The 19,953-nt window shown below is 71.2% G+C and carries 19 protein-coding genes; 12 read left to right on the top strand and 7 right to left on the bottom strand.

The window, feature by feature from the left end:
• Positions 1-28 precede the first annotated feature (28 nt).
• From AB0C82_RS10285 to AB0C82_RS10275, 3 genes are all read right to left on the bottom strand, one after another.
• The gene (locus tag AB0C82_RS10285; protein WP_362838570.1) at positions 29-1,210 is read right to left on the bottom strand and encodes an ROK family transcriptional regulator; all 1,182 of its coding nucleotides are present in this window, start codon (positions 1,208-1,210) and stop codon (positions 29-31) included.
• A 218-nt stretch (positions 1,211-1,428) separates the two neighbouring features.
• Positions 1,429-2,106 (bottom strand): GntR family transcriptional regulator, encoded by a 678-nt coding sequence (locus AB0C82_RS10280; RefSeq protein WP_362838567.1) that lies wholly within the window; start codon positions 2,104-2,106, stop codon positions 1,429-1,431.
• Positions 2,107-2,170: 64 nt separating this feature from the next.
• The gene (locus AB0C82_RS10275; RefSeq protein WP_362838564.1) at positions 2,171-3,121 is read right to left on the bottom strand and encodes a beta-ketoacyl-ACP synthase III; all 951 of its coding nucleotides are present in this window, start codon (positions 3,119-3,121) and stop codon (positions 2,171-2,173) included.
• A 148-nt stretch (positions 3,122-3,269) separates the two neighbouring features.
• On the opposite strand from AB0C82_RS10275, the gene AB0C82_RS10270 reads away from it, so the two are divergent.
• Genes AB0C82_RS10270 through fdhD form a run of 5 tightly spaced genes read left to right on the top strand, consistent with a single transcriptional unit; the run spans position 3,270 to position 9,943 of the window.
• Positions 3,270-4,313 carry a 2-dehydropantoate 2-reductase gene (locus AB0C82_RS10270; protein WP_362839802.1) on the top strand — a complete coding sequence of 348 codons (1,044 nt, stop codon included), beginning with the start codon at positions 3,270-3,272 and terminating at the stop codon, positions 4,311-4,313.
• Positions 4,310-6,274: a molybdopterin-dependent oxidoreductase gene (locus AB0C82_RS10265; RefSeq protein ID WP_362838561.1), complete on the top strand. Its 1,965-nt coding sequence runs from the start codon at positions 4,310-4,312 to the stop codon at positions 6,272-6,274. Before AB0C82_RS10270 ends, AB0C82_RS10265 begins: the two co-directional genes overlap by 4 nt.
• A complete protein-coding gene (locus AB0C82_RS10260; RefSeq protein ID WP_362838558.1) occupies positions 6,265-8,232 on the top strand; it encodes an NAD(P)H-dependent oxidoreductase subunit E in 1,968 nt (655 codons plus the stop codon). Before AB0C82_RS10265 ends, AB0C82_RS10260 begins: the two co-directional genes overlap by 10 nt.
• Positions 8,229-9,089, top strand: a complete 861-nt coding sequence (locus AB0C82_RS10255; protein ID WP_362838555.1) for a 2Fe-2S iron-sulfur cluster-binding protein — start codon at positions 8,229-8,231, stop codon at positions 9,087-9,089. The genes AB0C82_RS10260 and AB0C82_RS10255 overlap by 4 nt, the downstream gene beginning before the upstream one ends.
• A gap of 5 nt (positions 9,090-9,094) precedes the next feature.
• On the top strand, positions 9,095-9,943 hold the full coding sequence (gene fdhD, locus AB0C82_RS10250; protein WP_362838552.1) for a formate dehydrogenase accessory sulfurtransferase FdhD: 849 nt from the start codon (positions 9,095-9,097) through the stop codon (positions 9,941-9,943).
• 88 nt (positions 9,944-10,031) lie between these two features.
• Here the strand turns inward: fdhD and AB0C82_RS10245 are convergent, their stop codons facing one another.
• Both AB0C82_RS10245 and AB0C82_RS10240 read right to left on the bottom strand, forming a co-directional pair.
• Positions 10,032-10,241, bottom strand: a complete 210-nt coding sequence (locus AB0C82_RS10245; protein ID WP_362838549.1) for a DNA-binding protein — start codon at positions 10,239-10,241, stop codon at positions 10,032-10,034.
• Positions 10,242-10,275: 34 nt separating this feature from the next.
• The gene (locus AB0C82_RS10240; protein ID WP_362838546.1) at positions 10,276-11,295 is read right to left on the bottom strand and encodes a bile acid:sodium symporter family protein; all 1,020 of its coding nucleotides are present in this window, start codon (positions 11,293-11,295) and stop codon (positions 10,276-10,278) included.
• A 116-nt stretch (positions 11,296-11,411) separates the two neighbouring features.
• On the opposite strand from AB0C82_RS10240, the gene AB0C82_RS10235 reads away from it, so the two are divergent.
• The 5 genes from AB0C82_RS10235 to AB0C82_RS10215 all read left to right on the top strand — a co-directional run bounded on the left by AB0C82_RS10235 (position 11,412) and on the right by AB0C82_RS10215 (position 16,658).
• Complete coding sequence (locus AB0C82_RS10235) at positions 11,412-12,296, top strand: LysR substrate-binding domain-containing protein (protein WP_362838544.1); 885 nt, start codon at positions 11,412-11,414, stop codon at positions 12,294-12,296.
• Positions 12,297-12,597: 301 nt separating this feature from the next.
• Positions 12,598-14,397 (top strand): long-chain fatty acid--CoA ligase, encoded by a 1,800-nt coding sequence (locus tag AB0C82_RS10230; protein WP_362838541.1) that lies wholly within the window; start codon positions 12,598-12,600, stop codon positions 14,395-14,397.
• A 111-nt stretch (positions 14,398-14,508) separates the two neighbouring features.
• Entirely contained in the window at positions 14,509-15,345 is an 837-nt protein-coding gene (locus AB0C82_RS10225; RefSeq protein WP_362838538.1) for an aldo/keto reductase, read from the top strand.
• A 124-nt stretch (positions 15,346-15,469) separates the two neighbouring features.
• Positions 15,470-15,973, top strand: coding sequence for an RICIN domain-containing protein (locus AB0C82_RS10220; protein ID WP_362838536.1), 504 nt, complete (start codon positions 15,470-15,472; stop codon positions 15,971-15,973).
• A gap of 76 nt (positions 15,974-16,049) precedes the next feature.
• Complete coding sequence (locus AB0C82_RS10215) at positions 16,050-16,658, top strand: hypothetical protein (RefSeq protein WP_362838533.1); 609 nt, start codon at positions 16,050-16,052, stop codon at positions 16,656-16,658.
• Positions 16,659-16,707: 49 nt separating this feature from the next.
• Here AB0C82_RS10215 and AB0C82_RS10210 read toward each other — a convergent pair whose 3' ends face one another.
• Positions 16,708-17,646: a class I SAM-dependent methyltransferase gene (locus tag AB0C82_RS10210; protein WP_362838530.1), complete on the bottom strand. Its 939-nt coding sequence runs from the start codon at positions 17,644-17,646 to the stop codon at positions 16,708-16,710.
• A gap of 96 nt (positions 17,647-17,742) precedes the next feature.
• Here AB0C82_RS10210 and AB0C82_RS10205 point away from each other — a divergent pair, with 96 nt between their 5' ends.
• Complete coding sequence (locus tag AB0C82_RS10205) at positions 17,743-18,084, top strand: hypothetical protein (RefSeq protein WP_362838527.1); 342 nt, start codon at positions 17,743-17,745, stop codon at positions 18,082-18,084.
• Positions 18,085-18,135: 51 nt separating this feature from the next.
• Here AB0C82_RS10205 and AB0C82_RS10200 read toward each other — a convergent pair whose 3' ends face one another.
• Complete coding sequence (locus tag AB0C82_RS10200; RefSeq protein ID WP_362838524.1) at positions 18,136-18,876, bottom strand: class I SAM-dependent methyltransferase; 741 nt, start codon at positions 18,874-18,876, stop codon at positions 18,136-18,138.
• Positions 18,877-18,968: 92 nt separating this feature from the next.
• On the opposite strand from AB0C82_RS10200, the gene AB0C82_RS10195 reads away from it, so the two are divergent.
• On the top strand, positions 18,969-19,931 hold the full coding sequence (locus AB0C82_RS10195) for a LysR family transcriptional regulator (protein ID WP_362838521.1): 963 nt from the start codon (positions 18,969-18,971) through the stop codon (positions 19,929-19,931).
• Positions 19,932-19,953 lie beyond the last annotated feature (22 nt).

The following is a 19,953-nucleotide window of genomic DNA, read 5'->3' as shown; positions in this document are numbered from 1 at the left end:
GTGCTGTCGTGCTGACCCGGTCCGAGGATCAGGCCGGTGAGAACAGGTGGTCGCTGATGAGCCGGGCGGCGCCGATCACTCCGGCGGCCGGTCCCAACTCCCCCAGGACGATGGGGAGGTTGCCGGTGGCGAGCGGCAGGGACTGCCGGTAGACCTGGGTGCGGACACTGGCGAGCAGGTTGTGCCCGAGGCCGGTCACACCACCGCCGATCACCACCAGGCCGGGGTTGAAGAAGCTGACGAGTCCGGCGATGACCTGCCCGACCCTGTTCCCGCCCTCACGGATCAGATCCAGTGCGGCGGCGTCACCGGCCGCCGCGGCGGCGGCGACGTCGACGGCGTTGAGTTTTCCGGCCGCCTCCAGCCGGGCCGCGAGCTCCGCCGACCTGCCGGAACGTGCCGCGTCCTCCGCGTCGCGGGCGAGCGCCGCGCCGCTGAAGTGTGCTTCCAGGCAGCCCCGGTTGCCACAGGCGCAGGCGCGTCCGTCCGGTTCCACCTGGATGTGGCCGATGTCCCCGGCGCTGCCCGTCGTGCCGCGGTAGACCTCGCCGCCGACGACGATGCCGCAGCCGATTCCTGTGCCGATCTTGACGCAGAGGAAGTCGCCCACGGAACGCGCGACGCCCGCGTGCTGCTCCCCCATCGCCATGAGGTTCACGTCGTTGTCGACCATGACGGGGCAGCCCAGTTCCTGGCTGAGTGCCTCGCGGACCGGGAAACCGTCCCAGCCGGGCATGATCGGCGGCGCCACCGGAATGCCTTCCGGGAACCGGACGGGTCCCGGGACACCGATACCGGCGCCGTCGAAGCCCTCGGCGAGCCCGGAGGCCCGGAGCTTGGCCGCCATGGACAGCACCTGCTCGAAGACGGCGACGGGGCCCTCGCGTACGTCCATGGGGTGGTTCAGGTGCCCGAGGACCTCCAGCTCCGCGTTGGTGACGGCCACGTCGATGGACGTGGCGCCGATGTCGACACCGAGGAACCGAAGTGCCGGAGCGAGCCGGATGTTGTGTGAACGGCGACCGCCGCGCGAGGCGGCGAGTCCGTCGGCCACGACGAGGCCGGTCTCCAGCAGACGGTCCACCTCCACGGCGAGCTTGGAGCGCGAGAGATCGACCTCGTCCCCCAGCTGCGCACGGGAGTTGGGACCACCGTCACGCAACAGCCTGAGCAGTCGCGCCTGATGCGCGTTCGCGGGCCGAGCCGTCATGCGTCTCACACGTCCCTCCCCGCCACACCGGACAGTCCGTCGGGCTTTGGAGGGGAACGTAGCAGCGCTTTCCCGGAGTGGGAAGAAGTTGCGCAGTAATCCGCTCCAACTTTCTCCACACTGAGGACAAAGGAGCGCGCACGTCTCCGGACACGCCGATGGGACACCGGGAGTTCCCGGTGTCCCATCGGCGTGATCGCGTCTCTTCTCCGGCTCTTCTACGACTCTTCGCGCCGGTGGTACGTCTCGCGCGTGTGCTCCGTGTGCGCGCGCATGACCTCGGTGGCCCGCCGCTCGTCCCGCGAGGAGATCGCCGCGATCAGCGCGCGGTGCTCGATCCACGACTGGGTGCCGCGCTGACGGGCGACCGGCGTGTAGTACCAGCGGACCCTGCGGTCCACCTGCCCGGCCAGTTCGGCGAGGACGACGTTGCCCGCCAGCTCCATGACCTTGGCGTGGAAGGCGGCGTTGGTGGCGACCGCCAGGTCCACGTCGTCGTCGGCCACGGCCTGCTCACCCTTGGCGCAGAGCTCTTCGAGCGCCGCGATGCCGGCCGTGCCCGAGTTGGCGGCGGCGAGCCTGGCCGCCTCGGCCTCGAGGAGCGTACGGACCGAGAGGAGCTGGTCGGCCTCCTGCTCGGTCGGCTCGTGGACGAAGGCGCCCTGCGCGGGGCGCAGGTCGACCCAGCCCTCGGTGTTCAGCCGCTGGAGCGCCTCGCGCACCGGCTGCCTGGACACCCCGAGATGCCCCGCGAGCTCGCTCTCGACCAGGTGCTGGCCGGGACGCAACGCACGCGTGGTGATCAGTTCGAGCAGCGCCTCGTAGACGCGCTCGCGCAGCGGACCGGGCCGTTCCAGCTTCGGCACAGCCCCTTGCGGCAGTCCTGTGGACAACATCGCGGTCCCCCTTGAGGCGACGAGCAATTGCTTATCGTCTACAGTCTACCGAGCACAATGCGGGTCAGGGACAGCGGATCACTTGACCGGCGTACGAGAGGTTGCCGCCGAAGCCGAAAAGCAGCACCGGTGCACCACTCTCGACCTCCCCGCGCTCCACCAGCTTGGACAGCGCCATGGGGATGGAAGCGGCGGACGTATTGCCTGAATCCACCACATCCCGGGCGATGATCGCGTTGACTGCACCGATCTTCTTCGCGACCGGTTCGATGATCCGCAAATTGGCTTGATGCAGCACCACAGCGGCAAGATCCTCCGGGGCGATTCCTGCCTTTTCGCACACCTTGCGAGCAATCGGCGGCAGCTGCGTGGTGGCCCACCGGTAGACGGACTGCCCCTCCTGCGCGAAGCGCGGCGGCGTGCCCTCGATGCGTACGGCATTGCCCATCTCGGGCACGGAACCCCAGAGCACGGGCCCGATGCCCGGCCGCCCGTCGGCGCCGGAGTCCGCGACGACGACGGCGGCTCCCGCCCCGTCACCGAGCAGGACGCACGTCGTGCGGTCCGTCCAGTCGGCGATGTCGGCCATCTTGTCGGCGCCGATGACCAGGACCCGGGTGGCGGCCTCGGCCCTGATGGCGTGGTCCGCGGTCGCCAGGGCGTGGGTGAAGCCGGAACAGACCACGTTGATGTCCATCACCGCGGGCGAGCCCATGCCGAGCCGCGCCGCGACCCGCGCGGACATGCTCGGTGAACGGTCGATCGCCGTGGAGGTGGCCACGAGGACCATGTCGATGTCCGAGGGCTGCAGGCCGGCCGCGGCCAGCGCCTTGGCTCCCGCGTGTGCGGCCATCTCGTCCACCGGCTCGTCGGGGCCACCTACGTGACGGGTCTTGATGCCGACCCGGCTGGTGATCCACTCGTCGCTGGTGTCGACCATGGCGGCCAGATCGTCATTGGTGAGCACTTTGGCGGGCTGATAGTGGCCGAGCGCCACGACACGTGAGCCGGTCATGTACGGGTTCCCCTCGTTACGAATGGCAGGAACCATCCAGTCTTGGTCGCTACCGCCCGGTACGAGGGCACGTAACCCCACAGGATTCCGGGCCGGAGGTTGGAGCCTTGACGACAGCCTTGACCCCCTAGACCGCATACTGTAGACAATATTCTGTCGACTTGACACCCTCGCTCGGTCCTCTCACCGAACGGAGAGCCCCGTGAAAGTCGCAGTTGTCGGTGCCGGAGCCATCGGCGCCTATGTCGGGGCCGCGCTCCACCGCGCCGGCGCCGAGGTCCATCTCATCGCCCGAGGCCCGCACCTGGAGGCCATGCGCCGTGACGGTGTGCGCGTCCTCAGTCCGCGCGGCGACTTCACCGCCCGCCCCTCGGCCACCGACGACCCCTCGGACGTCGGCCCCGTCGACTACGTGTTCCTCGGCCTGAAGGCCAACTCGTACGCCCTCTCGGGCCCCCTGGTCCATCCGCTGATGCACGGGCGCACCGCCGTGATCGCGGCGCAGAACGGCATTCCCTGGTGGTACTTCCACGGCCTCGCGGGTCCGCACACCGGACGCCGCCTGGACAGCGTCGACCCGGCGGGCGCGGTCAGCGCGACCCTGCCGCCCGAACGCGCCATCGGGTGCGTCGTGTACGCCGCCACGGAGATCGAGGCGCCGGGCGTCGTACGGCACCTGGAAGGCACCCGCTTCTCCATCGGGGAACCGGACCGCTCCGTATCCCGGCGCTGTCTCGACTTCAGCGCCGCGATGGTCGCGGGTGGGCTGAAGTGTCCCGTGGAACCGGACCTGCGCAACGACATCTGGATCAAACTGCTCGGCAACATCTCCTTCAATCCGATCAGCGCGCTGGCCAGAGCCACCATGGGCCAGATCTGCCGCCATCCGGACACCCGCGCGCTCGTGGAGTCGATGATGCGCGAGACCCTCGACGTGGCGGCGGCCCTCGGCTGCCACCCCGAGATCTCCGTGGAACGGCGCATCGCGGGTGCCGAACGCGTCGGCGACCACAAGACCTCCACCCTCCAGGACCTGGAGAAGGGCAAACCCCTCGAACTCGACGTGCTGCTCGCCGCCGTCGTCGAGCTGGCCGGACTGGCCGGGACGCCCGTACCGACGCTGCGCGCCGTGCACGCGCTCGCCGACCTCCTCGCCACCACCTCCTCGGCCCCAGCAGGGAGCGCGCCATGAACGACAGCCCCGCCAACGGCACCCACGGAAGGCGCCGCAAGGACCGGCAGCCGAAGACGTACGAACGACTGACGCACCCGCTCGTACGCGACGAGGGCGGCACCCTGCGCCGCGCGAGCTGGGACGAAGCACTGACACGCGCGGCTGCCGGGTTCCGGCAGACCCGGGCGGCGTACGGTCCCGACGCCTTCGCCATGCTGTCCTGCGCCCGTGCCACGAACGAGATGAACTACGTGGCCCAGAAGTTCACCCGCGTGGTGATGGGGACGAACAACGTCGACTCCTGCAACCGCACCTGCCACGCCCCCAGCGTCGCCGGTCTCTCGGCGGCCTTCGGCTCGGGCGGCGGGACCTCCTCGTACGCGGAGGTCGAGCACACCGACCTCATCGTCATGTGGGGCTCCAACGCCCGTTTCGCGCACCCGATCTTCTTCCAGCACGTCCTGAAGGGCATCCGGAACGGGGCCCGCATGTACGCCGTCGACCCGCGCCGCACCTCTACCGCGGAGTGGGCGGAGAGCTGGCTCGGCCTGGACGTCGGCACCGACATCCCGCTCGCCCACGCCATCGGCCGCGAGATCATCCACTCGGGACTGGTCAACACCGCTTTCGTGGAGCGGGCGACGACGGGCTACGCGCAGTACGCGGCGCTCGTCGAACCCTGGACCCTCACCGCGGCGGAGAAGGTGACCGGCGTCCCGGCCGAGGCCGTCCGGGACCTCGCGCACGCCTACGCCACCGCCGAACGCGCCCAGCTGTGCTGGACCCTCGGCATCACCGAACACCACAACGGCACCGACAACGTGCGCGCCCTGATCAACCTGTCGATGCTCACCGGGCACGTCGGCCGCTACGGCTCCGGGGTACAGCCGCTGCGGGGCCAGAACAACGTGCAGGGCGGCGGCGACATGGGCGCCATCCCGAACAAACTGCCCGGCTTCCAGGACATCCTCGACCCCGGGTCGCGGGAGAAGTTCGAACGGTCCTGGGAGACCGTGATCCAGCCCCGGTACGGCAAGACGCTCACCGAGATGTTCGAGGCGATGGAGGACGGCGAGCTGCGGGCCGTGTACTGCATCGGCGAGAACCCGGCCCAGTCCGAGGCGGACAGCGAGCAGGCGATGCGGCGCCTGGCCTCGCTCGACCACCTGGTGGTGCAGGACATCTTCCTGACGAAGACGGCCGAGATGGCCGACGTGGTCCTGCCCGCCGCCGCCGCGTGGGCGGAGACGGACGGCACGACGACGAACAGCGAACGGCGCGTACAGCGGGTCCGGGCGGCCCTCGTGCCTCCGGGCGAGGCCCGCGAGGACATCGACATCATCTGCGCGATGGCCGGACGGCTGGGCCACGACTGGAAGTTCGCCGATTCCGAGGCCGTGTGGAACGAGCTGCGCGCCCTGTCCCCCGACCACTTCGGCATGACGTACGACCGACTGGCCGAGCACCAGGGGCTGCAGTGGCCGTGCCCGGACACGGAGAAACTGCCCTCCAGCTTCCTGCACGCCCGCCTCTGGGAGACCGATCCGGCGCGGCGGGGGCCAGCGGCCCCCTTCGGCCTCGTGGCGCACGATCCGCCGGTCGATCTGACCGATGAGACGTACCCGCTGCGGCTGACGACGGGACGGCGCCTCGACTCGTACAACACGGGCGTGCAGACCGGGAGTTACGCCTCGCCGCTGCGTCGCGGCGAGTACATCGAGCTGTGCCCGGAGGACGCCGAGACTTACGGCGTCACGAGCGAGGAGCAGGTCCGGGTCTCCTCACGGCGAGGCAGCGTCACGGCGCCCGTCTGGATCGACCCAGGACTGCGGCCCGGGCTGGCCTTCATGACCATGCACTTCCCGGACGAGGTCGACACCAACCAGCTGACGATCGAGGCGAACTGCCCGATCGCCGGCACCGCCGAGTTCAAGGCGTCCGCCGTACGGATAGAGAAGCTGGTGCCCGCATGGACCTGAGATTCACCGGCGCGGCCCCCTCGGACGCCGAGCGCGCCGCGGTCGACGCCCTGCTCGGCCCTCCCCCGTCCGGCTGGGAGGGGGCGGACGAACGCACGGACGAGGACCTGCGCTGGGCGACGGGCGGTGCCTCGGCCGCCAAGGACCGCCGCGACCAGCTCCTGCCCGCTCTGCACGCGGTGAACGACCAGGTGGGGTGGATCAGCGAGGGCGCGCTCGACTACATCTGCCGACGGCTGACGGTGGCTCCCGCGGAGGCCTACGGCGTCGCGACGTTCTACTCGATGTTCTCGGTGAAACCACGCCCCACGAAGGTGCTGCACGTCTGCACCGACCTGGCCTGCGCGGCCCGCGGATCGGGACCGCTCTGCGCGGCCCTGCGCACGGAACTCGGCGAACCGGGCACACCGGTGGAGGGGACGGTGTGGCAGGAGAGCCCGTGTCTGGGCCTGTGCGAGAGGGCCCCGGCGGCGTTGCTGCTCCAGGCGGGGAGTCCAGCCCCTCCCACCCGCGATTCCACCCCTCCCGTGCCCCGCCACCCGACGCCGGCCCTTCCCGTGGCCCACCACCCGCCGGCCCTTCCGGGGCCCGTGCCTCCGGCCGCCCCCGGCGACGGCCCCCGCCGGCACGCCGCGGTGATCGCCCCCGCCACCACCCCCGCCCTCCTCGCGGCGGCCCGCTCCCCCGCCGACGCCCCCACCGAGCCCCCCGCCCGGTCCGCCGTCCCCCAGTCCGGCTCTCCCGCCCTCGTCCTCCTCAAGCGCATCGGCACCGTCGACCCCGCCTCCCTCGACGACTACCGCGCCGCCGGCGGATACACCGCCCTGCGTCGCGCCTTCACCCTCGGCCCCGCCGGAGTGATCCGCGAGGTACTGGACTCCGGCCTCGTCGGCAGGGGCGGTGCCGCGTTCCCGACCGGACGCAAGTGGCAGGCCACCGCCCAGCAGGCCGACGGCCCGCACTACCTCGTCTGCAACGCGGACGAGAGCGAACCGGGCACGTTCAAGGACCGTGTCCTGATGGAGGGCGACCCCTTCGCCCTCATCGAGGCGATGACCGTCGCCGGATACGCGATCGGCGCCGGGCACGGTTACCTCTACCTGCGCGGCGAGTACCCCCGCGCGTACGCCCGGCTGAGCGGCGCCCTCGCGTCCGCCCGCGCCCGCGGCCTGCTGGGGCCGGACGTCCTCGGGCAGGGGTACGCCTTCGACATCGAGATCCGGCGCGGGGCCGGGGCGTACATCTGCGGCGAGGAGACCGCCATCTTCAACTCGATCGAGGGGCAGCGGGGCGAGCCACGCTCCAAACCGCCGTTCCCGGTGGAGAAGGGGCTCTTCGGCAAACCGACCGCCGTCAACAACGTCGAGACGCTGGTCAACGTCCTGCCGGTCCTGGAGCGGGGTGGCGCCGCCTACGCGGCGACCGGCTCCGGAGCGTCCACCGGCACCAAACTGTTCTGCGTCTCGGGGCAGATCGCCCGCCCCGGCGTCTACGAGCTGCCGTTCGGCGCGAACCTGCGGGAACTGCTCGATCTGGCGGGCCCGCCGCGCAATCTGCGGGCCGTGCTGCTCGGCGGCGCGGCGGGCGGCTTCGTACGCCCTGACGAGCTGGACGTCCCGCTCACCTTCGAGGGGACCCGGGCCGCCGGTACGACGCTCGGTTCAGGGGTCGTGCTGGTCCTGGACGACTCGGTCGAGCTGCCGCGCATCCTGCTGCGGATCGCCGAGTTCTTCCGCGACGAGTCGTGCGGCCAGTGCGTGCCCTGCCGGGTGGGCACCGTGCGCCAGGAGGAGGCGCTGCACCGGATCGTGGACCGGACCGGGGCGGGCGCCGCCGAGGACATCGCGCTGATGAGAGAGGTGGGGCAGGCAATGCGGGACGCCTCGATCTGCGGTCTGGGGCAGACCGCCTGGAATGCCGTGGAGTCGGCCATCGACCGTCTGGGGGTCTACAAGTGACCGCTGTGCCGCTGCAACTGCCCCGCCGTCTGATCGAGTTCACCCTCGACGGGCAGGAGACCCGGGTCCCGGAGGGCTCGACGATCCTGGATGCCTGCCGCGCGGCGGGCAAGGACATCCCCACGCTCTGCCAGGGCGACACCCTCACACCGAAGAACGCCTGCCGGGTCTGCGTCGTCGAGGTGGAGGGCGCCCGCACCCTCGCACCGGCGTGCTCGCGCCGCGCGGAGGCGGGCATGACGGTGCTGACGGAGACCGAACGGGCCCGGCACAGCCGCAAGGTGGTCCTGGAGCTGCTCGCGTCCTCCACCGACCTGTCGACGACACCACGCGCCGCGGAGTGGCTCAAGGAGTACGAGGCGAAGCCTGACCGTTTCGGCCCGGACGCCGCCCGGGTCGACGAGGAACCCAAGGTCGACAACGACCTCTACGTCCGCGACTACGACAAGTGCATCCTCTGCTACAAGTGTGTGGACGCCTGCGGCGACCAGTGGCAGAACACGTTCGCGATCGCCGTGGCGGGGCGGGGGTTCGACGCCCGGATCTCCACGGAGCACGACGCGCCGCTGACCGATTCGGCGTGCGTGTACTGCGGCAACTGCATCGAGGTCTGCCCCACCGGGGCGCTGTCCTTCAAGAGCGAGTTCGACATGCGCGCGGCAGGCACCTGGGACGAACCGGCCCAGACCGAGACCACCACGGTCTGCGCGTACTGCGGCGTCGGCTGCAACGTCACCCTCCACGTGCAGGACAATGAGATCGTCAAGGTCACCTCACCGCACGACAACCCGGTGACTCACGGCAACCTCTGCATCAAGGGCCGTTTCGGCTACCAACACGTACAGAATCGGGTTTAACCGCCATGGGACGGGTCACCGAGCGCCGCCGCACCATCCGCATCCGGGACGGGGCTGTCACCACCCGCCCCGACACGCTGGTCGCCGAGGAGCCGCTGGAGATCCGGCTGAACGGCAGGCCGCTCGCCATCACGATGCGCACCCCGGGCGACGACTTCGCGCTGGCGGCGGGCTTCCTGGTGAGCGAGGGCGTGATCGGCGAGGGCTCGGAGGTGCAGTCGATCGTGTACTGCGCCGGGGCGACGGCCGACGGGGTCAACTCGTACAACGTGGTCGACGTGAAACTCGCGCCGGGCGTCGTGGTCCCCGACATCACGCTCGAACGCAACGTCTACACCACGTCCTCGTGCGGTCTGTGCGGCAAGGCGAGCCTCGACGCCGTCCGCACCACGACCCGTCATCCCGTGGCCGATACTCCCCCGGTCCGGGTCACACCCGAACTGCTCGCCGGCCTCCCCGACCGGTTGCGCGAGGCACAACGGGTGTTCGACCGGACCGGGGGTCTGCACGCGGCGGCGCTGTTCTCGGAAGCGGGCGAACTGCTCGACATCCGGGAGGACGTCGGCCGGCACAACGCGGTCGACAAGCTCGTCGGCCGGGCCCTCACCGACGACCGGCTGCCGCTCTCGCGGGCGATTCTGCTGGTGTCGGGGCGGGCCTCGTTCGAGCTGGCGCAGAAGGCGGTGATGGCCGGCATCCCGATGCTCGCCGCCGTCTCGGCGCCGTCGTCACTGGCCGTCGATCTGGCTGCCGAGACCGGACTGACCCTGGTGGGTTTCCTCAGGGGTCCGTCCATGAACGTGTACGCGGGTGAGCACCGCATCGCTCTTACGGCGACGGCCGGCACGGGCTGACGCGGACCCGCCCGCTGCACGGGTCAGGGGTCCGGCCGGCGGGGAGCGCCCCCTGCGCCGGCCGGTCCCTCCCGGCACGCGCGCCGGATCACTTCCCCGCCAACGACAGCCCCTTCTCCGCGAGGGCCTCCTCGATCACGCGCAACGCCTTCGGCCCGAATCCGTGCAGCCGCAGCAGCTCGGCCCCGGTGGCACCGGTGAGCTGATCCAGCCGGGTGTATCCGGCGGCGCGCAGGGCTCCTCGGGCGGGGTTGCCCGCGGCGTGCGGAAAGCCGTCCTCGGGTGCGGTGCGGTCCACGGCCATCGTTCCTCCCGGGCAGGGTGGTGGGGTCTCAGCCCACCGTAACGGGCTCCTCGGACACCGCCCCGCTCGTGGGCAGCGGGTCCCGGGAGCGTCGCTTCGCGAGTACCGCGCAGACCATCAGCTGCATCTGGTGGAAGAGCATCAGGGGCAGCACCGCGAGGCTCGCGTGGGCGCCGAACAGGACACTCGCCATCGGCAGCCCGGCTGCCAGGCTCTTCTTCGAACCGGCGAACTGGATGGCGATCCGGTCCCCCCGGTCGAAGCCGAGGCGCTTCCCGCCGTACCAGGTGAGGGTGAGCATCAGCGCGAGCAGCACCGCTTCGGTGGCGAGCAGCGCGCCGAGGCGGCCGGGAGTGACCTGGTGCCAGATGCCGGCGACCATGCCCTCGCTGAACGCCGTGTAGACGACCAGCAGGATCGATCCGCGGTCGACGTATCCGAGGACCTTCCTGTGCCGGGCGAGGAAGCCGCCGATCCACCGGCGCAGCAGCTGTCCGGCGAGGAACGGCACCAGCAGCTGGAGCACGATCTTCAGCAGCGCGTCGGCCGAGAAGCCGCCGCCGCTCCCCCCGATGAGCAGGGCGGCGAGCAGCGGGGTGAGGAGGATCCCGGCGATGCTGGAGAAGGATCCCGCGCAGATCGCCGCTGGCACGTTGCCGCGGGCGATCGAGGTGAAGGCGATCGATGACTGGATCGTCGAGGGGACCAGGCAGAGGAAGAGCAGGCCCTCCTGGAGCTGGGGCGTCAGTACGTACGGCACGAGCCCCGTGCTCGCGAGTCCGAGCAGCGGGAACGCGACGAACGTGCAGGCCAGGACGGTGAGGTGGAGACGCCAGTGCCTGAGGCCTTCGAGCGCCTCGGCGGTGGAGAGCCGTGCTCCGTACAGGAAGAAGAGGAGGGCGACCGCTCCGGTGGACGCCCCGCCCGCAACCTCCGCGGCGGTGCCGGAGGCGGGGAGCAGCGCCGCGAGTACGACGGTGCCGATCAGCGCCAGGACGTATGGGTCGATCGGCAGCCAGGTCGGCAGCTTCAGGGTGCGGCGGCTCATGTGCTCCACGTGTCTCTCGGTCAGGTCGTGCCCTCCCCATCGTGCTCCTGATCATCGCGATCGGGAATCCGGCATACCGCTCTGACTGTGATCACGGATCGCGATAACGTGGACCCATGTACGACCCCGCGCAGCTCCGCACCTTCCTCGCCGTCGCGCAGACCCTGAGCTTCACGCAGGCCGCCCGCAGGCTCGGTGTCCGCCAGTCCACGGTCAGCCAGCACGTGCGGCGGCTGGAGGACGCGACCGGGCGGCAGTTGTTCGCCCGCGACACCCACAGCGTCGACCTCACCGAGGACGGCGAGGCCATGCTCGGCTTCGCCCGGTCGATCCTCCAGGCGCACGAACGGGCGTCGGCCTTCTTCACCGGCACCCGGCTGCGCGGCCGGCTGCGGTTCGGCGCCTCCGAGGACTTCGTCCTCACCCGCCTCCCGGAGATCCTCGAAGCGTTCCGCCGCGACCACCCCGAGGTCGAACTGGAACTGACCGTGGAGCTGTCGGGGACCCTGCACCAGCAGCTGGAAGCGGGACGGCTCGATCTCGTGCTGGCCAAGCGGCGCGCGGGCGACACCCACGGCGAGGTGGTCTGGCGTGACGCGCTGACCTGGATCGGCGCGCCGCAGCTGCGGATCGATCCGGAGCGCCCGGTGCCGCTGATCGTCTTCCCGCCGCCCGGCATCACCCGGGCCCGCGCCCTGGAGGTCCTGGAGGAGCACGGCCGGTCCTGGCGGGTGTCCTGCACGAGTACGAGCCTGAGCGGACTCGTCGCGGCGGCCCGCGCGGGCCTGGGCGTCATGGCGCACACCCGCGGGCTGATCCCGCCGGGCCTGGCGCCGGTGCCCGCCAGGGCGGGGCTGCCGGAGCTCGGCGACGTGGACTTCGTCCTGCTGCAGGGCAGGAACCGGGGCCGGGCGCAGGAAGCGGCGGACGCGCTGGCCGCGTCGATCCTGGCGGGCGGCGACCGGCTGCACCGGGGGATCAGCGGCCGGGAGTCCGCCTGACCACCGGGACAGGCCCCCCTCCGCACCCTGACAAGACCGGGGAAGAGCCGTGTTCGGGGACGAAGCGGGAGTGACCGCGGTGTACGGATTCGGTGGAGATTCGGGCGCAAGCCCCGTACCTCACGGCCGGAAGTCTGCCCGGGCCTTGCCCATCTGGCCGGATTTCTACGGCTGACCTGTGCGGATGCGAGGCGTTACGGAGGCTTCACACTCTCCCGCGAAGGCGCCCGGTGGGGTAGCGTCGCGGCGCTGTGCGGAGGTCACGAGGAGCAGTTCATTGCGCGAATTCACTGTCCCACCCATGGCGGCCGCGCCTCACGTCGGCGGTCTCGCCGATGCGGTGTTCGACAACGCCGAGGACGATCCGCACCGGATCGCCCTGGGGCGCAAGGACGCGGACGGACACTGGCGCGATGTCACCGCCGCGAACTTCCGCGACGAGGTACTGGCCCTGGCCAAGGGGCTGATCGCGCACGGCGTGCGCTTCGGCGACCGCATCGCCCTGATGTCCCGCACGCGGTACGAGTGGACGCTCTTCGACTTCGCGGTGTGGACCGTCGGAGCCCAGTCCGTACCGATCTACCCGACGTCTTCGGCCGAGCAGGTCCTCTGGATGCTCCACGACTCCGAGGTCACGGCCGTCATGGTCGAGCACGAGGACCACGCGATGACCATCGGCTCGGTCGTCGACCGGCTGCCCCGGCTGAAGCGGCTCTGGCAGCTGGACGCCGACGCGGTGGGCGAGCTGGTCGCGGCGGGCGCGCAGATCGACGACGACGTGGTGCACAGGCACCGCCGTGCCGTGACGCCGGAGTCGGTGTCCACGGTGATCTACACCTCGGGCACCACGGGCCGCCCCAAGGGCTGCGTGATCACGCACGCGAACTTCATGTTCGAGTCGGACACCATGGTCACCCGGTGGGAGCCGGTGTTCCACTCCAAGACGGGCGACGAGGCGGCGACGCTGCTCTTCCTCCCGCTGGCCCACGTCTTCGGCCGGATGGTGGAGATCGCCGCGATCCGGGGCCGGGTGAAGCTGGGCCATCAGCCGGAGCTCTCGGCACGCGCCCTGATGCCGGACCTGGTCTCGTTCCGGCCGACCTTCATCCTCGCGGTTCCCTACATCTTCGAGAAGGTCTTCGCCGGCGCCCGGCGGAAGGCGGAGGCGGAGGGCCGGCTCGGACCGTTCGAGAAGGCCGTCGAGATCGCGGTGAAGTACGCGGAGGCCTTGGAGGACCGGGCCTTCGGCACCGGACCCGGACCCTCGGCCGGACTGCGGATGCAGCACCAGTTCTTCGAGAAGATCGTCTACAAGAAGGTCCGCGACGCGATGGGCGGCCGCGTGCGGCACGCGATGTCCGGCGGTTCCGGGATGGACCGCAGGCTCGGCCTGTTCTTCGCGGGCGCCGGAGTCCTCGTCTACGAGGGGTACGGCCTCACCGAGTCCACCGCGGCAGCGACGGCGAACCCGCCGGAGCGCACCCGCTACGGCACGGTCGGGCAGCCGATTCCCGGCGGGACCGTCCACATCGCGGACGACGGTGAGATCTGGGTGCACGGCGCGAACATCTTCTCCGGGTACCTGGGCGACCCGAAGGCCACGGAAGCGGCACTCCGCGACGGCTGGCTGGCGACCGGCGACATCGGGGCGCTCGACGAGGACGGGTATCTGACGATCACCGGGCGGAAGAAGGAGATCCTCGTGACGTCCGGCGGCAAGAGCGTGTCGCCCGCAGGTCTGGAGGAGCGCGTACGGGCCCATCCGCTGGTGGCCCAGTGCATCGTCGTCGGCAACGACCGCCCGTACATCGCGGCGCTGGTGACCGTGGACCAGGAGTCCGTGGAGCACTGGCTCGCCATGCAGGGCCGGTCGATGCCGAGCCCGGGCGAACTGGTGCGCGACCCGGACCTGGAGATGGAGGTCCGCCGTGCGGTCGTGGCCGCCAACACGGCCGTGTCCCAGGCCGAGTCGATCCGCACGTTCCGGATACTGGCACACCAGTTCACCGAGGAGCGCGGGCTGCTCACCCCTTCGCTGAAACTGAAGCGCAAGGCGATCGAGACGGCGTACGCGGCCGAGGTCGACGCGCTCTACCACTGAGCCGCTCGCGTGGAGCACTCCGGGCGAGTCACTCGCACGAGCGGGAATGTGTACGCCCCCGTGATCGTTGACCTTCGGAGTACCAACCGACGACGTAAGGATCGACCGCTCGTGAGCCAGGTCCCCTCCCTCACCCTCAACAACGGTGTCGACATGCCGCAGCTCGGCTTCGGCGTCTGGCAGGTGCCGGACGACGAGGCGGAGAAAGCGGTGGCGACGGCCATCGAGTCCGGGTACCGGAGCATCGACACCGCCGCGATCTACGAGAACGAGTCGGGCACCGGCAAGGCCGTCGCCGCCTCGGGTGTCGCCCGTGACGAGCTGTTCGTCACCACCAAGCTGTGGAACAGCCAGCAGGGTTACGACAAGACGCTGCGCGCGTTCGACGCGTCGCTCGACAAGCTGGGTCTCGACTACGTCGACCTGTATCTGATCCACTGGCCGCTCCCGGTCAAGGACGCGTACGTGGACACGTACAAGGCCCTGGAGAAGATCCTCGCGGACGGCCGTGCCAAGGCCATCGGCGTGTCGAACTTCCTGCCGGTGCACCTGGAGCGCCTGATGGCGGAGACCTCCGTGGTGCCCGCGGTCAACCAGGTCGAGCTGCACCCGCAGCTCCAGCAGGCCGAGCTGCGCGCCTTCCACGCCCGGCACGGCATCGCCACCGAGGCATGGTCCCCGCTGGGCCAGGGCCGTGGCCTCCTGGAGGTCCCCACCGTCGTCGCGATCGCCCGGAAGCACGACCGGACGCCCGCCCAGGTGGTGCTGCGCTGGCACCTCCAGACGGGCAACGTGGTGATCCCGAAGTCCGTGACCCCGTCGCGGATCGTGGAGAACCTGGACGTGTTCGGCTTCGAGCTGGACGCCGACGACCTCGCGGCGTTCGCGGCGCTGGACGAGGGCAAGCGCCTCGGCCCGGACCCGGCGGAGTTCGACTACGACGCCTGAGCCACCCCGCGTCCGGTGACGCGTGAAGCCGCCGCGGGTCCCGAGGGACCCGCGGCGGCTTCGTACGCCGGGGCGCTGGTGAATACTGGTTCCGCCGTCCGGACACGCCTGAGGAGCAAGGAACATGAGCGCCGACCACGCGCCCGTCGTCGAAGCGGGCACGTACCGCCTGCGCAACGTGGCCAGCGGACTCCTGCTGGAGGTCCGCGGGGCGGCGCGGGGCGGCGGCGCCAAGGTGCAGCAGGGCGAGGAGAGCGGATCGGCCGCGCAGCACTGGCAGATCTCCCCGGTGCACGAGGGTGCGGCTCTGCACCATCTGGTCAACGCCCACAGCGGCAAGCGCCTCGACGTCGCCAACGCCTCCACGGAGAACGGCGCCAGAATCCAGCAGTGGCGTGCCAACAACTTCGGCGCCCAGGAATGGCTGATCGAACAGCACCTGGAGGCGCCCGGCACCGTCACCCTCGTCAGCTTCATCAGCGGTCTCGTCCTGGAGGTCGCCAAAGGAAGCACCGAGGACGGGGCCGACGTCCAGCAGTGGGAGGACACCGACTCCCCGGGCCAGTGGTGGCAGTTGGAGCCGGTGCCGGGCTCCGGTGGACGGACGGGGCATCGGACGTCGTCATGAGTACGCGTACTCATGACCCCGACAATCCGCTCGTCCCACAATCGAGCGGCCCCTGTCGTACGGAACGGAGTCCCTCGTGAGACGTCTCCCGCTGGCCGTCGCCGCCGGTCTGCTGCTGCTGACCGCCTGTGGCACCGAACGCGTGACCTCCGCCGACGGCCCACAGGACGCGGGCTCGCCTTCCAGCGCCCGCCCCTCCACGGCCGAGGACTGGAAGAAGCTGGCGGACGAGGCACGAGCGAAGCACGACAGGAAGTTCCGTGACGTGGCGGCCCGTTGCACGGACGTCGCCCCGAGCGCGTCGGCCGGTCCGACCGGAGGCGCCACGGAACCCTCCAACCCCGAGGCGGACCGCTACCGGGAGAACCACGCCTTCAAGCAGCAGGCTCCTCTCGGCCCCGAACAGCAGTGCCGCGGAGACGCCCACGCGGACCGGATCACCGACGCCCTGCGTGAGACGGGCGGGCCCGGCCCGTCCGACGAACAGCACGTACGCGCCGTACTGGAGAAGCTCGGTTATCCGGCGGAAGTGACCGAGGTCTACGGCTCGGGACAGGCGCTCGGCTTCAGCATCTCCGTACCCGGCGCCCCGTGCGTCAGCGGAGGCGTGGGCCCGCCGCTGAACGTCGAGGCGCACGGCGTCTACATGGAGGGCGGCTGCAAGGAGCCCCAGGGCGGGCACTGAGCCAGGGGCCCCGCCCGTTCCAGGGCCCTCCTGCGCACCGGACCCGCGCTCAGCCCCGCGCGGCCACCTGCACCGTCCGCGCCGACAGCACGAAGACGTCGTCGCGACGGTGCAGCCCGGCCGGGTCCGCCGGATCGAGCAGCCGGTCGATGACCGCGAGGTCCTCTTCCGACAGCCGGTCCGCCAGCACCTCGCGCTGACGGGCGAACGTCTCGACGACGTGCTCGCGGGCGAGCGTGGAGAGCGGGGCCGGCAGGTCGAGCAGGAAGCTGCGGGTGCCCTGCGGCTTCAGACCGACGGCGCAGAACAGGGCGTTCCAGTCCTCGGTCTCCTGCCTGGCGTCCGGCAGGGCCGCCCGCATGTCCGCGAACCAGTCCGCCGAAGCCGCGTCGATGCGGGCCTCCAGACCCGCCCCGCCGATGCCGATGTCACGCGGCAGCTGACGTGTGGGCAGCCCGCCCTCGACGAGGGCGACGGCGCCGCCCGGGCGCAGCAGCCCGGCGAAGCCGGCCAGGACACCGCGCTGGTCTCCCATGTGGTGCAGGGAGTTGCCCGCCCAGATCAGATCGGCCTCCACCAACTTGCCGAGATCCTGGGGAAGTTCGGCGTGGATGGTCCGGACCCTGTCACCCAGCCCGAGCCGCTCAGCGCGGGCCCTGGCGCGCTCCAGGAGGGCCGGCGTCCCGTCCACCGCGATGACCTCGGCTTCGGGGAACACCTCGGCGAGCAGGCAGGTGATGACGCCGGGGCCGCTGCCGACGTCCAGGACGCGGCGTACCTCGCGGGCGGCCGGCAGGCCTGCGACCCAGCGGGCGGCCTCCCCGTACTGCCCGAGACCGAGCTCCGCGTTCTGCTCCAGCATGGGACCCATCACGTCCCAGTCGAAGTCGCCTGCATCGGGGCCGTGGCCGTGTGCCGCGTGACCGTGCCCGTGTGTCTGCCCGTGGTGTCCGTGTCCGCCATGTACCTGTTCGGTGTGCTTGGTCATGGCGTCAGCCTGCACGGAAATCACATCCTGGGCGAACTTTCTTGCCGGTTCCGCAAACCCTGTTCCAGCGCCGCGTCAGGTGCGCCCCGGAATGACGTGGTCGTCGCCCTGCTCACGGGGGACGTCCCCGACGAGGGCATGCACGAACTGACCGGGCCCGGGCTGCTGACCTTCGGCGAGGCGGCCTCCATGATCGGGGAGGCGACGGGACGTGAGGTGCGGTACGTCCCGGTGTCCGGCCCGCAGTACGCGGCGGCGCCGGCGGAGTACGGCGTGCCGGAGGCCGAGGCCGGTTTCCTGGCGGAGCCGTTCTCGACGCTGCTGGACGGGCACAACGCGGTGACGACGGACGGCGTCAAGCGCGCCCTGGGCCGCGAGCCGAAGGAGTTCGGCGCGTACGTGAGGGAGACGGCCAAGAGCAGCGTCTGGCGGGTGTGACAGCCGCCGGACCGGACGGAACCTGAACCGGCAGGAACCGGAACCGGCCGGTCAGACGCGGCGGAAGGCCAGCAGCCGGTACGCCGGGTCGGGGCGCGGCCGGTCCGGTTCCGGCAGGCCGGTGAGCCGCATCGCGAGCCGTTCCGCCGCGTTCCCCGGCAGGGCGAGCCGTGAGGCGTAGTACCCCTGGCGCACGGCCCTCGCCGTGGTGAGCGGGGTTCGGCCCTGGCCGTGGCCGGCAAACCCGGCCTCCCCCGCCTGCTCCAGGCCGTACCGCTCCGCGTACGCGCCGACCATGTCCGCGCCGTCCGACGGGCCCGCGGTGAGATACGGGGCGAAGAGCTCGTCGATGTCGCTCCCCACGTCGTGCCCCGCGTCCTTGTCGACCGTGGTCACGAAGACTCCGCCGGGTCGCAGGACCCGGGCCGCCTCCGCCACCACGTCCCCTACCGCTCCCTCCGGCCGCAGCAGGTGCAGCAGCCAGACCGCGGTGACGGCGTCGACCGCGGCGTCGGGCAGCGGCAGCCGCCGTACGTCGGCGAGTGTCACCGCTTCGATCCGCTGGTGTGCCATCCGCGCCATCCCCGGCGAGGCGTCGGCCCCGATCACCCGGAGGCCGGGACGGCCCAGCGCTATGCGCTCGCTCACGAGACCCGTACCGCAGCCGATGTCCAGCAGGGTGCGGGCGGTGGGCGGGATCAGTCCCAGGACGGCGTGGGCCGCGGCCTCGGCGCGGGGCACTCCGCCGCGCGTGGTGTCGTAGACCGCTGCCTCGATGTTGTAGTCCAGCACGTTCATGACTCTAGGACACCGGTCCGGCATCGCCGGGCACAAAGAGGGCGCGTGTATTGCCGCCGCGCCACCGGCGCCCATAACGTGCGTTTATGGAGCTGGAGTTGCGCCATCTGCGGACCGTACGTGCCATCGCCGACACCGGCAGCCTCACCAAGGCCGCCGCCTCCCTGGGGCTGGCGCAGCCCGCGCTCAGTGCCCAGCTGCGGCGGATCGAGAAGGCGCTCGGCGGTCCGCTCTTCGACCGGGACCACACGGGTTCCCGGCCCACCCCGCTCGGTGAGCTGGTGCTCGAACGGGCCAGGGTTGTGCTGCCCGCCGTCAGCGAACTCCAGGAGGAGGCGGTGCGGTTCGCCCACGCGCGCACCGCGATGGAGCGCTTCCGGCTCGGCGGGACGCACGGTCCGCTGCTCGGCGGACTCGTCGACCGGCTGGCCACCGCCCACCCGACGGCGCCGGTGTCCACGTACACCACGTGGTCGGTGGCGGAGATCGCCTCGCTGCTGATCGGTGGGCGCCTCGACTTCGCTCTGATCGGCGCGTGCGGCGAGAGTCCGCCACCGGAGCCCGACCGGCTCAGCTGGCGGGTCGTCGGCGTCGACCCGGTGTTCGTGATGCTGCCGGAGAGCCATCCTCTGGCAGGACGGCCCGAGCTGGAGCTGTCCGAACTGGCCGACGAGTGCTGGGTGGACGTGCCGGGCGACGGCTGTTTCGCGGACTGTTTCGCCACCGCGTGCGCGCGGGCCGGTTTCACCCCGGCGTCGGTGTACGAGACGGACACCGCCTCCGTCGTCCATCTGGTGCAGGTGGGGCGGGCCGTCGGGCTGTGCCGGGCGACGTTCCCGCCGACACCCGGTCTCGTGACCCGGCCGATCGCCGGAGCGCCGCTGAGCTGGCGTCACCTGCTCGGCTGGCACCCCCGTTCACCGGCCGCCGGCCGGGCGGCCGGGATGGTGGGCCGGCACGCCGGGGCGGCGTACGCGCAGGCGGTGGAGCGCAGCGAGAGCTACCCGGGCTGGCTCGCCGCGCATCCCCGGTTCGGCGCCGCGCCCTGACCCGCGTTCGGTCGTGGCCGGG

It is taken from the genome of Streptomyces sp. NPDC048560 (assembly GCF_040650955.1).
Classification (GTDB): Bacteria; Actinomycetota; Actinomycetes; order Streptomycetales; family Streptomycetaceae; genus Streptomyces.
The sequence above is the reverse complement of the archived record's forward strand: the minus strand, read 5'-3'. Positions and strand labels throughout refer to the sequence as shown.